We start from the raw sequence: 16,847 nt of genomic DNA on the forward strand, positions 1-16,847 counted from the left end.
AAAAACACTGTTTATCGCATCAGTGAAAGCACAGGAATTTGTCAGACGAATAGGAGTAAGGACTTTTATCGTTCGAAGATTTAATCGTAACTCGACTAATTACTTTTGTTCAACATGTCTTTTGCTATCTTATATTCTTTTTTAAAATCTATCCCAATATCCAAGTTGGGGTCTATTGTTTGAAACGCTACATACATAAACGCTAATAATTGTAAGCCCGAAAATTCTTTGTCAGGGATGCTTGTTAAATGATATTTTTTCTCGGTATCCAAAGGATCAATTCCTTGAGTCCCGATTTTGGCTATCTCAAATCCGGCTTTTGTGATTTCTTCATTGGATTTGTCTTGAAAGTATTGTAATGCAGAAAGACAATACATTACTGTAGCCATGTGTTTAGGAGATTGTTCAGAAAAAGAGACGTTATTCTTTGGATTAGTTTTTTCAACCGAGTCAATGAAAGTTAATGAAGCAGGATAGTTTTTACGATATTCGTCTTCCGAAACTATAGAAAAATAGGATGCTAAATTCAATTTCTTCGCCCAATTGTTTATCAATTCGTATTCCATTGCGGGCCTATGCATATCCTTGTTTTTGAAATATTCTTTGTAAAGTTCGTTTGATATGCGTAATTGTTGTTGCGTAGGATTAAATTTATAGATCAAATCAATACCAAATAATTCTTTAAATTGCAGCGCGTTTACGATATTCAATATTTTGCTGGCATCAGTGACCAATGGAGGTATGATTTCTGCGGCTCTTGTGTCTGTTACTGCCTTTATTCCTTCAGAAATTAAATTGTGTAACGACAAAAATTGATACGGCCTTAAATCCGGATGAGTATTGTATAGATAATTCTCAATAAATAAATCGATAGGCGTGTTAAAGATTTGCCGGTTTATTCCATCAAACAAAGCCGAAATAAAGTCAGATATGTTTTTGTCATTAAGCCCTTGTTGATTTAATCCATTAATTGTTTTTTCTGTCGAAACAATAAATGCTTTCTTGTGTTCATTAGTGGAGATGAAAAGTTTATTTGCCCCCACCTTTCGTGCTTCAAGGTTAAAATATAGATGAACCAGTTCATGCATCACGAGATGCTCGACAGCGGGATAATCGTTTTTATAACGTATTACATGCGAACCCTTATTATAATTTTCAGCGATCTCTATTTTTGCAGCAGTTGGGATAGAAGCGTCTTCAACAATTTCAATTGGTTTATTCGATTGCTCTTCAAGGATTGATCTATACTGACGAAATATTTCTTTTCCATCAATATGTCCAATATACTTAGTTGCAGTTTCCTGAGCAAGCGTTAGGATGTGGTTGAATAACTGGTTGCTACTACATGTAGGGGGGGGGGAATTTGTCATGCTTTGAATAGCAAAATCAAACGCCTTCAAATAATCTTTTTTTATATCGTTTATTAAACCTAATGCAAAAGTTGTATGCGGATACTTTGGGTCAATCTCATATGCCATCTCAAAATATTTTATTGCTTGTTCAATTTTTCCGGACTGCATAAGATTTGCGCCCAGATTATTGATAGCAATATTATCCCGAGGATTTATCTTAATTGCCTGGTCATAATATTTGGTCGCAGATGTAATATCGTTTTTATGTTTTGAAAGAATGTTGCCCATCATGATAAGTGCAAAACAATTTTTAGGATCCCATTTTAAAGCGTCTATTAAACAATTCAATGCTTCTTCTGAATTCCCTTCATCGGAATATATTTGTCCTAACACCCTGTGATACTCTGAATTTGCTGGATTTGTTTCTATTAGTTTCATTAAGATTGGTTTAGCATCTCTGAATCTTCTTTTTTCACACAAGCTTATCACTGTGTCAAAATCTTTTTTCTGCGTAGCTATTAAATTAATATCAATCGAAATTGAAACAATATTTTTAATTTCATCAATTTCAACTTTAGGTTTATATGGGCCAAAAGTGTAATAACTAATCAACTCTTTCCTCAACTTATCAATATTACTACCGTCCATCACTTTGGTTTTCGGAAAAAGCTCAAACAAAAAATTGTCTAGTTTGTGAATAATAATCATTTTTTATTATAAATTTCTTTCAAAACATTTTCTTTAACACAATTTATTATACATTATCGCTTCACATCGGGACAATACTGGTGTTTATCCGTAACAAGCCGAAAGACCGGAAAAATACAATATTGTTTATCAACGCAGCGGAGTGTTACGAGTCCGTGAAAAACCAAAACAAGCTGCGGGACGAGGATAACACAAAAATTGTTTAAGTATTTGAGGAAAACAAAAACGTGGACCGTTTCGCGCGGGTCGTGGAATTAGACTAAATCCGGGGTAACGAGTATAACCTCAACATCAGCCGGTACGTGGATATTACTGAACCGGAACCGGTCGTTGACGTAAAGGACGCGCTTGCGAAACTGCGCGAACTTGAGAAACAACGCGATGCCGCTGAGAAGAAAATGAACGAGTACTTGAAATAGCTGGGGTATGACTAGGATAATAAAACTTGACAAAATAAAGGAAAGTGGTAATAATATATACTGATACATCTAAAATGGATGTGTGAGTATATAATTAGATATGAAAAATATTGATATAGATAAGCCTTTAGTAATGTTAGGAGTGTTGCTTGAAGCCAATAATACGGTATCGCCCATTAACTTGGTGGTATGCGGCGGTGCGGCGCTTATTATTACTGGTACGATAACCCAGAGGGTGGTTACAAAAGATGTGGATGTTATTGCAATAATTTCAAACAATTTAGTTGATATTATAGAATGCGCAAAATTACCGGAAGCCGTAATTGATGCAAAAGACAAAGTAGCGGCTAACTTGGGGTTAGATACTGATTGGTTGAATACACAGTTTTCACATATAGTCAAAGACGGGTTACCGAAAGGGTTCGAATCAAGGTTGATCCCAAAAAAATACGGTAAGTCTTTGACAGTGTATTTTGTTGGCAGGGAAGACCAAATATGTTTCAAATTACTTGCAGCTGCGGATTCTAAACTAACTAAACATTTTGATGATTTACAGGAGTTGAAGCCCACAGCAGTAGAAATTCAAAACGCTGTTGACTGGATACTCGGACACGAATCAAGAATAAATTATAAATATGATATTAAATACATTGTAAGAAGGCTAGGATATGAAACAATCGCTGATAGAATTTAAAACAGCGTATATCTATAAAATTACCAACATCCTCTGGCGGCAATGGACGGCACTCGGGGTTCCCGGTACTATTGATGTTGAAGATAAAGGGGTTGTGGATCCAGAAGCGTTGATCCCCGCAACCTGCCTGTTTGGCCGTTACGACAGCCGGTTGTTTGACGAAATGTTGAACTGGCTGTACATTAACGGTAAAGTTGTCAATATCCAGAGATTGAAAAACATTATTGCAAAAGAAATGTTTGTAAACGCGGATATTATTCCGGCAATCGCCGAGTTTTTGAATACTACGAGTAAGTACCGGTTCTTGAAGTGGAAAAAAATACTGCCTGCTGCCAATAATGTTACGGACAAAAAAAACTTTTTTTATTTCCGCGATGGGAACGCTATGGAACAGTTTGGCCCGGCTGACGCGATATTCGAAAAGTACGGATACCTGCGCGGGCCGGTGAAGTTGAGAGAGCACACTTTGCCGGTATATTATCGGTACGGCAGCGATGTTATATTCAAACTTCGCGCGTTATTCGGGGTACGTACTCGCGCGGACATTGTTTTGTACTTATTAACACACGAGTACGCGCATCCCAGGGAAATCGCGCGAGATTTGTATTACGCTCCTAAGTCGGTACAGGATATTCTTATCGAAATGTCGAATTCCGGGCTCGTTAATATGCGGCCGGAAGGAAAAGAAAAACAGTATTTCCTTGATAAAACCAGATGGCATGAATTCCTGAAACTACACGATAGGCATGTGGAGTGGATAACCTGGCCGGCAGTGTTCCGCGCATTAGAGATTATATGGTTAAAAATCAGCGGGGAGAAAGCCGACGGGTATAGCAAATTGTTATTATCGTCGGTACTACGTGAGGTTATGGATGAAGTGAAATATAAAATTGAAGCCGCTGGGATTAACAATGTTTTGACGAATCCCAAGTTTTATCTTGGGGAACAGTACGTGGATGTTTTTTTCGCGGATATGAACAGGTTGTTTGAGAAATTATGAAACTAAAAACTTTTAATACTAGTCATAAAACAAAGAAAACGCCGGCCGGGGAAATCCCAGTGGACTGGGGAACTATTGAACTAAATAAAATAGTGAATATAGAAAAGGGTAAAGTTCCAGAATTGATTGAACAACCCGAATGGATGTTTCGTACAGCCAACGGGTATAGTTACGACGAGCTCGAAGCGTTAGCCACAAAAATTATGGACTTAGCCCGTACGCGGCTCGGGAATTGAAAATGGATGAAAAAAGTGTGGTAACGTTTGGTAGCCAAAATATTGAGTTTGGCATCATCCGCAGCGCCCGGCGAACCATAAGCATCATTGTCGACCCTTACCTTGGCGTCTACCTCCGGGTACCGCGATATATTGGGTTGCCCAAAATCCAGCAAATCGTGAAAACAAAAGCTAAATGGATTTCTGATAAGATGGAATACATAAACAAGCTTGGCGAGATGCCGAAGAAGAAAGAGTTTGTTTCCGGCGAAGCGTTTTCGTACCTCAACCGCCAGTATCGTTTATTGGTAGAAGAGTCAAACATAAATGAAGTGTTTTTTTTGGGTAACTATATCGTTGTAGAAACTACACATATAAACCATCCGCGGTTAATCCGTGTGTTAATAGAAGAGTTTTACAAACAAAAAGCGCGGAAAGTGTTGGTGCGGCGAGTAGAGATTTATTGTAAGAAACTCAACCTCCCGCTCCCGCCGTTGACTGTAGCGAATCAAACCAAGAAATGGGGTAGTTGTAACAGTAAGGGGCATATACGCATAAACTGGCGGATAGTAATGGCGCCAATAGTGCTTGTAGACTATATTTCAGCCCACGAGTTGTGTCATGTGATACAAAAGAATCATTCTACAGAGTTTTGGAAACTACTCGGCAGTATTATGCCGGACTACGACACCCGCCGTGAACGGTTGCGTAGAGAAGGGTATAAATACTTTTTCTAAATTCTATTTTTTTGCGATATCCGGCAGCATAAACCGCCAGATCGGCAAGTTAAACTGTTCCCCGGCCGATATCTCAAGTTCTTTAATAACATCTTCCCAGCCGGGTACACCGCGGATTGACTGCGGGGAGAAAGGATTCGCTGCGAAGTACACAACTTTTCCTTTTCCAAACCCGCGAATCACCACACCAGGATTACCGTCGGATAACGTTGCCGCTACCGTCGCTTTCGGGTCTACCACTTTTACGGTTACTGCTGTGTTGGTCCATCCGGTAGAACGGCGTTGGGGTTTGTATAACACAAACTTCTGCCCGGCTTTCATCGATTTCAACGCATCCGTCCCCGTGCCTACCAACGCATCACTCAGGTTCTCGTCCCCGACTTGCACGCCAAAAAGTTCTTCCTGATACTTCGCGAGGCTCGTTCCGTCCGGCGCTAGGGTAAACGCTTTCGAATCCCCGACAACCAGTGTCCCGCCTGCCGAAGTCCAGTCGCGTAAACGTTTGACCACTTCTTCCCGCTGCAGCCACGCGTAAGGAACATAGATAATTTTGTAGTCCTCAAGTTTATCCGCGCCATCCAATATTTTATCGTCGGCAATAAACCGGAACCACACGCCAAGTTTTTCGCCTAACCACGCATAAATTGTGTAAAGTTCGTCTGCGTAGATCGAGTTAACTTCGCTGAGATTGGTGTCCTGGGATACAAAAATTGCGGTTGATGTTTTCTCAGGAAACTTAATTTTCTTCATCGTGGTAACAGTTTTTGATACGTGCTTCATCATTTCCCATCGCGGCGGGTCGGTTACCATCGGCGCGTCCGACGCGTAGTATTCTATGCATACCGCACCGGTCTTCATACACTGGCTTGCCCATTCGCGGATATCTTCCGGCAACGGTTTGTACCCGTCATAAAAAAATGCTTGCATAATAGTCCATACCGGCTTCCCACCGATATCGTTCAAAAATTTTGTGCCGAACCCGTGGTTATAAATCCCGCGGCCACGGGTACGCCCATGCGCTTCATCCGCCGATGTGGTGTACGGATCGCATAACGCGAGGTCCATTGTTTGCGCCATTTTCCAGTAATCGTACATAGACAACCCGCCCATAAACCAGTAGTCGCAGGGTTGCCATAACGCTGTGGGGTCGATGGATTTCAGCGCGTCTCTCATCCGTATACGCGATTCTACAAATTTATCACTTGCCCAGCGGTTATATGCCAGCCAACTTAACAGCGTGTCAGTATCTGGTTTGGTTGTAACAAATTTTGTTCCCTTAGCGACATTAGCTCCTTTTATTGATGGTACTGGGATACCGTATTTTCCGTAGCCATACTTTTCTTTGACTTCCACCTGCGCGTTTATCCAAAACGGTATGATATCGATAAATTCAGGCCCTGCCGGGCTTAAAGTCGGCTCGTCCACTCCGCGGTAAACATATACTGCGCCAGTTTCTTTGTGGGTAGTAACAATATTTTTCAGTGCTTCAATTACGACGTCAACATAAACAGGATCCGCGAGGAATAGGCGTTTTCTCCCTCCAGCAGCTGGATGTATTACAGGCGAACCTTTCTTTTCTGCAACTGCCGCAACAGGTGAGGTTTCTACCATAAGCCATGATTTGGCATTATACTTTTTGCGGTACTCATTGAAAATCGCGCTTGACCCGTGAGGGATCAGCATTCCGCATTCCACTTGTTGGTCAAGGTATGACCGTAAATGTTTTTCGTATGCTTTAGGATCTTTTTTAAACTGTTCCTGCATATACTGCGGCAATTGTGCGGTGCGTATGTCGTGGTTCCACGACGCGCAAGCGTAGTTTCCCGGTTCGTTGTACAACACTTCATCAAAAACCGGACGGTCGCGTTTGACCCCGTAGTTCGTTGGTTCCATATCGCCGTAATCCAGGCGTTCAATATAGTTGTGTTTAAACGATAATGTGGCGAATCGTTCCGGCTGGTTAAACTTCCCGCGGATGGGAGACCATGTGCTTTGTTCCATAGAATTAGGTACCTGCCGGGTAAAGTTTATGCGGTACTCGTCGTTAATACCGCCAAAATCGGTGAACGGCATTACAAAGTCGGCTGTCCAAAAGGTTTTATCTATCTTTGTAGAAGTCTTAAAATTACCCTTCCACTTTTCATCCGATGTTTTCCCGGTTTGGTCTTCAGTAACAACTTCGTGGTTCACATAAACAACGTTTTTGGTGTTTAATACCCAATGAAATGATTCCAGCGGTGAGGGTGATAAAAATACTTCTACACAATCATCTTTCCAGACATTACTCCCGTTAATTGTTACCGTCGCTTCAATTTTTCTGGGTTCTGGTTCTTCGCATTTGAACTGAACAAACAACGCGTTATCGTCGTAGGTTACCCTTACTTCAGTCTGCCGTACTGCAAGGTTACCGCTGCCGTTATTAAGATAAAATCCTGTTATTGGTACAATTTTATTCCAGTCCGCCTTTTGTCCTTTAGCCAGTTTTGTTATTCCTGTTTTATTAACAACCACGGCATCCGCTTTCTTCACTGCGATAGCTGTTTCCGCAAATAAGTGTGTTATCTGTGGATATAACAGTGCTGACGTAGCTGCAATAACAACAACGCGTATTAATTTGTTCATTCAAACGGTTCTCCATTAATGATTTATTTAAGTAATCCGTAGGCCGACATTTCTTTTCTTAACTTTTCTTTATTTGCATCATCCATCGGCGCTAATGGCAACCGCAGTTCGTCACTGCATAAGCCCATTATCCCCGCTGCGGTTTTTATCGGGATAGGGTTAGTTTCGATAAACAATGTTTTTATCAGTGTAAACGCTTTTAAATGTAACGCCTGTGCGGTTTTTAGGTCGCCCTTGAGGTACGCAGCGCACATGTCATGTACATCTTTAGGCGCAATGTTTGCCAGTACAGAGATCACGCCGTACCCGCCGACGGACATTATCGGCAGCGTTAATGAATCATCACCGGATAATACCGGTATTTTATCACCGAATTGTTTAACTAGTTCCGATGTTTGGTCGACATTACCCGACGCTTCTTTCACACCGACAACTAAACCTGTTTCTTTCGCTACTTTTATAATAGTATCCGGCAGCATGTTAACACCTGTCCGGCCAGGGATGTTATAGATTACCATAGGAATATTAACATCCTTCGCTACTTTTTTGAAATGCAGGACCAATCCTTTTTGTGTGGGTTTATTGTAATACGGTACAACCAGTAGGACAGCATCCGCTCCAACTTTTTTCGCGTACTCTGACATCTCAATAGTTTCAGTTGTGGAATTCGCGCCGGTACCTGCGATTACAGGTACGCGTTTTTTTGCCTGTTCCACTACAACTTCTATCACGCGTTCATGTTCTTCATACGATAATGTCGGTGACTCGCCTGTTGTCCCGCAGGGGACCAGGCCGTTGGTACCGTTCTTTATCTGAAACTCCACAAGTTCACGTAATTTTTCTTCATCCACCTTATTGTTTTTAAACGGTGTTACAAGCGCAACAAAGGATCCTTTTAACATTTTTTAATACTCCTTCTCTTTTGTGTTAGAACAATATTATCTAAATTTTTATCTCGCCGGTAAACGATGTCTGGACTTTACCGGTGAGATATACCAACCCTAATTTATCTAAATTATACTTTACCTTCAACTTTTCACCGCTGCTTGTGATAACCGTTACCGGGGGTTCAACTTTGTTTAATACCCCGGAAATAATTGCCGCAGCGGTTGAGCCGGTCCCGCAAGCTAAAGTTTCAGCTTCCACCCCGCGTTCATATGTACGCACGCTTATTGTATGCCCGTCTTCTATCTGCACAAAATTGACGTTAGTCCCGGCTGGAGAAAATTTTTTGTGGTATCGTACCAGTCTCCCGAGGCCGTTGACGTTAACCTTCTGAAGTTGTGTGGTATATATTACCGCATGCGGGACGCCGGTATTAACAAAATACGCGGTGTACCTCCGCCCGCCAGCTATGATTTCAAGCCCGAGTTTAATACCATGCGGGTCGGTAAGTTTTACTTCCACCCACTGGCTATCAATCACGCGTCCTTCAATAGTCCCGGCTTTTGTTTCAAACGCTGTTGTCGTACCGATAATACTGTTTTCATATGCGTATCTTACGATACACCGTGCGCCGTTACCGCACATTTCAGCTTCACTGCCATCGGAGTTAAATATGCGCATCTTGAAATCCAGTATCGCGCTTTTCTCAACAACCAGTACTCCATCCGCGCCGATACCGGTCTTACGGTTGCATAACCGCACAGTTAATTTAGCGAGGTTCTTATACTTACCCCGGCGGTTATCAAATACAACAAAGTCGTTGCCGGTACCTTGCATCTTCCAAAAATGTAGGACTTTAGCGTTACTCATGTTCTTGTACAAACTCCTGTTTTCCAAGCGTTAACTTTATTAAACAATTTTTGAAAATATATCGTTTACAGTCTCGCGTTTACGGATAAGTTTCCATTTACTGCCTGTAACCATAACTTCTGCCGCACGGGGACGCGCGTTGTAGTTTGATGACATCATAAACCCGTATGCCCCGGCATTACCCACAGCGACTGCTGTTCCGGAAGCGAGAAACGGCAACATCCTGTCCTTACCGAGATAATCACTGGTTTCGCATACCGGCCCAACGATATCAACCATAACCTTTTTTCCATTACTTTTTTTAACGGGTACAATTTCGTGGTACGCATCATATAACGCAGGACGTATGAGGTCGCACATACCGCTGTCAACAATCAAGAAATTTTTGTGTACCGACTTTTTGCCGTATAATACGGATGTCACCAAAATCCCGCTGTTCCCAACGATATACCGTCCCGGTTCAAGTATCAGTGTGAGCCCGGGAATATCTTTGAATTTCGAAGCATAAACCTGTGCCAGTGCCGAAGGTACCGGCGGTGTTTCGTTATCATACCGTATCCCCAACCCGCCTCCGAGGTCAATATAGCGTATGTCAAACCCCATTGAGCATAGTTTGCGGTAAAGCATCTCAGCTTTCTCCGCGACAAGCTTGAATGGCCCAAGTTCGGTTATCTGCGACCCTATATGCAAATGAATACCTGCTACATCCAAATTCCTTTTCTTCCCTGCCAGGCGGTATGCGTCAAGTATTGAGGGATAAGAAATCCCGAACTTAGTTTCATTCTTTCCTGTGGTGATATGTTTATGTGTATGAGCGTCAACGTTGGGGTTAAACCTGAACCCCACCTTTGCGCGTAACCCTATCCGTCCGGCAATACGGTCAATATGTTCCATCTCAGCTATGGATTCCATATTAAACAGTAACACCCCGGACCTTAACGCGTACACAATCTCGTCATCGCGTTTACCCACACCGGCATAAACAGTGCGGGTACCCGGTACGCCTGACTTCAACGCTGCGTATAGTTCACCGCCCGAAGTTATATCAGCACCTGCGTTTTTTGCGGCTAACTTTTTTACCAGATGAATATTATTATTCGCCTTTAATGCGTAACACACCAGGGTGTTCACAGCCTTAAATGCAGAAGAAAATGTTATATAATTTTCTTCCAGTTGCTTACCGCTGTAGATAAACACAGGTGTACCGATCTTGGCGATAATACTTTTCACCGGGACATCTTCAACGTATAAATCAGCACCTTGATAATTAATGTTTCTGTTATTGTCATTAATCATAACTACAAAAAAACCCTTTCCTTACTTTCCTTCAATCCGTTCTATCACCATTGTGGCATACTGTTTTATCCACGTACTGGCACTACCTTTCGATAATTCCCGCGCTAAAGATACTGCCGTATCATAATCCGCTGTACGATAATACGTTAATGCCAGCATCAACCTCGCGGCAGTGCTGGCAGGCTTTAATTCTAACACTTTTTTGAAGTCCGCACATGCATTACCAAAAAAATTATTTTTGTATGCTATCAACCCGCGCCGGAAGTATGCTTCCTCAATCCCCGCAGCAGAGGGGGTTGATGCTATCACCATTGACAGTATTTCGTTACTTTTATCATATTCTCTATTATGATAATAACACTGAGCCAGGGAATACTTGTATTTAAGGTTTGAGTCTAAGGAAATAGCCTTTCTTAGTGCGGTTATTGAACGTGGATGGTCACCAGTGAGAGAATAAGCTTCACCCAGTAAAGCATAAGCGTCGCAGGTATTCAATAATTCCGTTGCGTGGATGAGGTATACCAGCGCATCCTCATACCTCTGCCCTTCAAGTAATATTTTCCCAAGCATAAAGTTTGCGTTGCCATTCTTTTTTTGTGATTTCACCGTGCGGGTAAGCCATTTATTCGCGTCTTCCGGTAAGCCTGCGGAATAGTATGCTAAACCCAGTTTTTCCCAGTATACACAGTTTTTATCATCGAATTCCACGGCTCTTGCGTATCTTTCAATTGCGAGGTCATACTTTTCTATTGTGCAATACATATCACCCAGTGCTGAGAGTAAGACGCCTTTTTTCTTCCTGCTTTTCGTTATATTAATGTTTTGGTTACAGTATTCTATTAATTTGGCATACTGTTTTTGTGAGAGCATTTCATTCAACGCGGTCTCCACAGGGTCGGCTAATTTAAAGATAATCTTTACTTTATTCTCAGCATTTATTACCCCCGGATTTTGGGTATTGAATACTATAAGTACAAAAAAAACGTAGCCCAGCCGTATAATCTTCATCTTACCAGTTCTTTCTTAAATGTACGGTCCATTATCACAGCTTTTACCTTCGGCATCATTTCCCGTGCGGCACGCATACCGGACTCTATACATTCCTTCCCGCGCCAAAGTTCTACCATTGTTACATCCCCGACATTAGGGATGAGGACGACATCAGCGTAGGACATTTGCTGTTGCAGCAATAACCCGCCTTGTATAGATATTGATTGGTTTAAGACAAGCAGGACGTTATTAACGTTGTTCTTAGAAAAATCGCCTTCCACAGATACTGCAATAACAACATCCGCGCCAAGCGCACGGGCAATATCCGTAGGTAAATTATTCACAATCCCGCCGTCAATCAACATCCTGTGGCGGTAATTAACCGGCTGGAATACGCCGGGTATTGTTGCGGATGCGCGCGTTGCTATCGCAACTTTGCCTTCCCTGAAAATTATGCGTTCACCGGTCTGCAGGTCAGTTGCTACACACGCGAATTTTTTGTTGAGCTCATCAAATGTTTTATCCCCGATATGTTGTTGAAGAAATATTTCCATACGTTTTGTTGATAATAACCGCTGCCCTAAGAGTAGTTCAACTACCGTAGACGGGCCGATATTGGTAAGGTTTGTCCACCCGATATCATCCGCCATGCGTTCAAGTTTTTCTATAGGATACCCGCTGGAATACAGCGCTCCGGCTAGTGAGCCAACACTTGTTCCCGTAACTATGTCTACCGGCACATTTTCCTGTTCAAAAACCTTGAGTACGCCTATATGCGCAAGCCCGCGTGCACCGCCCCCCCCGAGAGTGAGCCCGACTTTTATTCTTTGTTCTACGGGTAAGGTCGTTACTTCATGCCATATAAAATCGCGAAGGATATTTTCTTCATCCATAGCATAAGCAATACCCGCCGTCCCGCCTGATAGCAATAAAAGGAGGGATAAAATATAACCGTATAAAGCAGTAACAAATATTTTGTTGTTATACCAGCTCATTCGACAATACTTTTACCCATGGACTGTTCAAGCTTCGCCCGTGCGGCCATTGCGTCGGTGATAGCTTGAAAATATTTATCTTGTGAAGTTAAGAGGTCAAGTTGTGATTGTATAAACTGTATTAATTGAGTATCAGCTCCCGCTAATTTTGTGGTTAATGCATCCACGACTTTCTGTTGTTCTTTCACTGCGGTATCACGGATATTAACATCGTTCTGGCGGTATGCCATAACATTATACGCTGCACGGACGTCGTATTCAACCAGGTTTTCGTATTCACCCCGGCGTAACCGCCCTTTTTCTGCGTTAATTTCAACCTGCCGTTGCCGTATATTACCAGCCCAGCCGTCGAATACCGGTAGGTTGATGTTTACCGTGGCGTTCCAGTTTTTTTCCGGGAATGGGAAAACATCGCCTGCAATTTCGTAGTTGAACCCAAAAAATATTGTGGGATACTTATGAGCAACCGCAAGGTTAATGGATACCGCATCAATATCTTCCTGAGCGCGTATCTGTTTTAACTCCGGGCGGTAACGGAATGCCCAGGCAAGGCATTTGCTGATCTCAACATCTACGGGTTTATACTTCAGATTTTCATCCAAAATATAATCATTTGCGAGATCCAGCCCGGCAGTGTGGTTAAGTTTTAACTTTCCCGCACGGAAGTCCTGTTCCGCACGGTAATACATGCTCCGTAGTTCTGAGAGTAACACCTGTGCACGGGAAAGGTCTTCATTCCCGGCATTCCTGAGTTTTGATGTGTAGTCCGCAATACTTTTTTCAATTACCGTCAATGCCTGGCGGTAACGTTTTATGCGTAATGAGTGGTACACTGTTTGGTAATAGCCTTGCTTAATATCATACGCAACGATATCTTTTAACTGCGCCAACTGGTTCCTCATACGGTCAAGGCTTGCCTTAGCTGTGAGCAATGTCCCTAGATGCCGTCCTGCACTATAAATATCCTGGTATACCGATATCCGGGTGGAATAATAATCACTGGCTTCAGGTTCCGGTTTAAGGTTTGGCGGTAAAAAGGTTGACCCGAAATTAGGGGGTAGTAAAAACATTTGTTTTGCGTCGTAACGCGAAAAATTGAAGTTTAATTCCGCACGGGGATATATTAACGCACCGGCTTCATAAACCTTTTGTTCTGCAATATCCACATCTTTCTGCACAATTTTTATATCAGTATTATTGATCAACCCCAGGCGGACACAGGTGTTGATATCTATAAATCTATCATTGTTCTCAACAGGGTATGCATTGACACAAAAAAGTGTTAGCAGCGATATTACGGGTATAAAACGTATAGGCGAAATAAAGCTCATTTTGTTAGTTCTTTAAGTTCCGTGATTTGATGGCGGACAGATTTTGTTGATGTCCCGCCATAAGTATTCCTGCGGTTGACCATCGTGTTTAATTCAATAAACTTCTTTAACTTTTTATTGTATGCCGGGAGTAATGTTTTGTATTCCTCATCCGTAAGTTCCGTGATACGGCATCCTTTTTTTATGCAGGAATCCACGAGTTTACGCGCATACCCGTGTGCCTGGCGGAATGGTATCCCCTGCCCAACAAGGAAGTCCGCAAGGTCAGTTGCTTCAATAAACCCGTTCCCGCATGCTGCACGCATTTTTTGTGGGTAAGTTTTCATACTGCCTATAACGCCTTGCATAACGGATAAACTGTCCTTAACGGTTGTGTATGTATTAAATAAACACGTTTTGTCATCCTGGAGGTCACGGTTATAAGACAACGGTAATCCTTTCATCAATGATAACATAGCAGTGAGGTTTCCTATAACCAGTGCAGTTTTTCCGCGGATAAGTTCCAGGTGGTCAGGGTTACGTTTTTGCGGCATTATTGATGACCCGGTGGTATACTGTTCCCCGATAGATACGTACCCGTACTGGGGTGACATCCAGATAATAATATCTTCAGCCATACGTGAAAGCGTTACCATCAACATAGCTCCGGCAGAAAGGTATTCTGTAATAAAATCACGGCTACTGACGGTATCTATAGAATTATGAGTAACCTGCGAAAACCCGAGTGCATGCGCTACGGCTTTACGGTCAAGCGGATACGTTGTCCCGGCAAGCGCAGCAGCGCCTAACGGTGATTCATCTAAATGGTAAAGGCATTGGTAATACCTTGTTTTATCGCGTTCAAGCATCCACGCATACGCAAGTACGTGATGCGCAAAAAGGATTGCCTGTGCGGGTTGTAGATGCGTTACCCCCGGCATTATGATCCCAATATTATTTTCAGCAAGCGTAATTATACGTTTTTGCAGGTTAGTAATAAGTTCAATACATTCAAAAACAGCGTCTCTAGTGAAGAGTTTCATGTCAAGTACTACCTGATCATTCCGGCTGCGGCCTGTGTGCATCTTACCCCCAACGGGGCCAATGATTTGGATCAAGCGTTTTTCTACTGCCATATGTATATCCTCATCATACCGCCCGAAGGTTGAGGGTGAGGTTCCTATTTCTTTCAATATTTTGAATAACCCGGCAACAATTATGTTTACTTCCCCGGGTTTCAATACTTTTTGTTTACCCAGCATCTTTACATGCGCGATTGAACCCGCAACATCGTATGCTGCAAGGAAACTATCTTCTGCTTTCACAAATGTTTGTGTTACATCCCCCTGTTTATTCTTCATTTCATAAACCTCTTTTGCGCAGCCTTACGCGTGGGTAATCCAAAAAGTTTGATAAACCCTTCCGCATCTTTCTGGTTATACACATCTTCTTCCTCGAATGTTGCAAGTTTTGCGGAGTACAGAGAGTCCGCGGATTCACGGGCAAGTATTTTGGTATTGCCTTTATAGAGTTCCATAGTAATAGTACCGTTAACAGATTCCTGGGTGTAATTAATAAACTTATCCAGGGCTAACCTCAACGGGGTAAACCACTGGCCGTTGTAGATAAGTTCCGCGTATTTTTGGGATAACCCGAGTTTATAATGCCAGGTTTCACGGTCAAGCGTTATTGATTCAAGATCAAAATGCGCGGTATGGAGCAACGTCAACCCCGGGCTTTCGTATACACCCCGCGACTTTATCCCGACTAACCGGTTCTCTACGACATCCACGCGCCCTACGGCGTTACGTCCCGCTATTTTGTTTAGTACCGACATCAACACTGCGGGGGTTAACTTTTTACCGTTAACTTTCACAGGGATGCCACGGGTGAAGGTTATACTAACAACTTCCGGCTTATTTGGCGCAGTCTTGGGGGATAACGTTAACTTAAACATATCATCCTTCGGTGCGTTCTTGAGGTCTTCCAAAACACCGCCTTCAAAACTTATATGCCCAAGGTTTTCGTCGGATGAATAAGGTTTCTCCCGGGTGATCGGGATTTTGATATTATACTTTTCAGCGTACTCAATTTCTTCAGTCCGTGACTTAATATCCCAGTCACGCCAGGGAGCTATAATCTTTGCTTTCGGCATAAGTGTTGAGAATGCCATATCAAACCGTACCTGGTCATTACCTTTGCCGGTTGCACCGTGAGCCAAGGCATCTGCGTTTTCTTTTTTTGCGATTTCCACCATCTTCGCTGCGATAATCGGGCGGGCAAGCGAGGTGCCCAGGAGATAGCGTTGTTCGTATACAGCATTGGCTTTTACTGCGGGGTATATGTAGTCCGTAACAAACTCATCCCGGGCGTCAATATAGTAAAACTTAGCAGCACCGGCGGTACGCGCGTTTTTTGCAAGCTGTGAGCGGGTACCGACATTACCAACTTCAACGGTTACCGCGATGATATCGCTTCCATACTTTTGTTTCAGCCAATGCACGATCACCGATGTGTCCAGTCCACCGGAGTATGCTAACACTATTTTTTTTGGATTACTACCCATGGTTAATTTGTCCCTTCCTACATTAAAAACTTGTTATAACAATAAAGTGTATTGTATTACAATAAGAGACGGGAAGTCAATTTAGTACTGAAGTGGAGTTTCACCAAAAATATCTTTGTATTCAACTTCTTATACAAAAAAACAGGGAAATGGGGAAACTACACAGTACTAGAATCCGTGTAAATTCA

The 16,847-nt window shown here is 42.5% G+C and carries 14 protein-coding genes; 4 read left to right on the top strand and 10 right to left on the bottom strand.

Features of this window, described 5'->3' with window-relative positions; all coding sequences use genetic code 11:
- Nucleotides 1-95 precede the first annotated feature (95 nt).
- Nucleotides 96-2,060 carry a tetratricopeptide repeat protein gene (locus WC955_00815; GenBank protein MFA5857586.1) on the bottom strand — a complete coding sequence of 655 codons (1,965 nt, stop codon included), beginning with the start codon at nt 2,058-2,060 and terminating at the stop codon, nt 96-98.
- 519 nt (nt 2,061-2,579) lie between these two features.
- Here WC955_00815 and WC955_00820 point away from each other — a divergent pair.
- From WC955_00820 to WC955_00835, 4 genes are read left to right on the top strand one after another with little or no spacing between them, the layout of a single operon-like run.
- Entirely contained in the window at nt 2,580-3,173 is a 594-nt protein-coding gene (locus tag WC955_00820) for a DUF6036 family nucleotidyltransferase (protein ID MFA5857587.1), read from the top strand.
- Nucleotides 3,148-4,173, top strand: a complete 1,026-nt coding sequence (locus WC955_00825; protein MFA5857588.1) for a helix-turn-helix transcriptional regulator — start codon at nt 3,148-3,150, stop codon at nt 4,171-4,173. Before WC955_00820 ends, WC955_00825 begins: the two co-directional genes overlap by 26 nt.
- Nucleotides 4,170-4,409: a hypothetical protein gene (locus tag WC955_00830; GenBank protein ID MFA5857589.1), complete on the top strand. Its 240-nt coding sequence runs from the start codon at nt 4,170-4,172 to the stop codon at nt 4,407-4,409. The genes WC955_00825 and WC955_00830 overlap by 4 nt, the downstream gene beginning before the upstream one ends.
- A gap of 2 nt (nt 4,410-4,411) precedes the next feature.
- Nucleotides 4,412-5,125 carry a SprT family zinc-dependent metalloprotease gene (locus WC955_00835; GenBank protein ID MFA5857590.1) on the top strand — a complete coding sequence of 238 codons (714 nt, stop codon included), beginning with the start codon at nt 4,412-4,414 and terminating at the stop codon, nt 5,123-5,125.
- 3 nt (nt 5,126-5,128) lie between these two features.
- On the opposite strand, the gene WC955_00840 is transcribed toward WC955_00835, so the two are convergent.
- Genes WC955_00840 through WC955_00880 form a run of 9 tightly spaced genes read right to left on the bottom strand, consistent with a single transcriptional unit; the run spans nt 5,129 to nt 16,659 of the window.
- Nucleotides 5,129-7,747 (bottom strand): beta-galactosidase trimerization domain-containing protein, encoded by a 2,619-nt coding sequence (locus tag WC955_00840; GenBank protein ID MFA5857591.1) that lies wholly within the window; start codon nt 7,745-7,747, stop codon nt 5,129-5,131.
- A 23-nt stretch (nt 7,748-7,770) separates the two neighbouring features.
- A complete protein-coding gene (gene dapA, locus WC955_00845; protein ID MFA5857592.1) occupies nt 7,771-8,649 on the bottom strand; it encodes a 4-hydroxy-tetrahydrodipicolinate synthase in 879 nt (292 codons plus the stop codon).
- Between the two features lie 40 nt (nt 8,650-8,689).
- Entirely contained in the window at nt 8,690-9,502 is an 813-nt protein-coding gene (gene dapF / locus WC955_00850; GenBank protein MFA5857593.1) for a diaminopimelate epimerase, read from the bottom strand.
- 39 nt (nt 9,503-9,541) lie between these two features.
- The gene (gene lysA, locus WC955_00855; protein ID MFA5857594.1) at nt 9,542-10,798 is read right to left on the bottom strand and encodes a diaminopimelate decarboxylase; all 1,257 of its coding nucleotides are present in this window, start codon (nt 10,796-10,798) and stop codon (nt 9,542-9,544) included.
- A 21-nt stretch (nt 10,799-10,819) separates the two neighbouring features.
- Nucleotides 10,820-11,806: a tetratricopeptide repeat protein gene (locus WC955_00860; GenBank protein MFA5857595.1), complete on the bottom strand. Its 987-nt coding sequence runs from the start codon at nt 11,804-11,806 to the stop codon at nt 10,820-10,822.
- On the bottom strand, nt 11,803-12,783 hold the full coding sequence (locus WC955_00865; protein MFA5857596.1) for a patatin-like phospholipase family protein: 981 nt from the start codon (nt 12,781-12,783) through the stop codon (nt 11,803-11,805). Before WC955_00865 ends, WC955_00860 begins: the two co-directional genes overlap by 4 nt.
- On the bottom strand, nt 12,780-14,114 hold the full coding sequence (locus tag WC955_00870; protein ID MFA5857597.1) for a TolC family protein: 1,335 nt from the start codon (nt 14,112-14,114) through the stop codon (nt 12,780-12,782). The genes WC955_00865 and WC955_00870 overlap by 4 nt, the downstream gene beginning before the upstream one ends.
- Entirely contained in the window at nt 14,111-15,454 is a 1,344-nt protein-coding gene (gene argH / locus WC955_00875; protein MFA5857598.1) for an argininosuccinate lyase, read from the bottom strand. Before argH ends, WC955_00870 begins: the two co-directional genes overlap by 4 nt.
- The gene (locus WC955_00880) at nt 15,451-16,659 is read right to left on the bottom strand and encodes an argininosuccinate synthase (GenBank protein ID MFA5857599.1); all 1,209 of its coding nucleotides are present in this window, start codon (nt 16,657-16,659) and stop codon (nt 15,451-15,453) included. Before WC955_00880 ends, argH begins: the two co-directional genes overlap by 4 nt.
- Nucleotides 16,660-16,847 lie beyond the last annotated feature (188 nt).

Source organism: Elusimicrobiota bacterium, assembly GCA_041658405.1.
Lineage (GTDB): Bacteria > Elusimicrobiota > UBA5214 > JBBAAG01 > JBBAAG01 > JBBAAG01.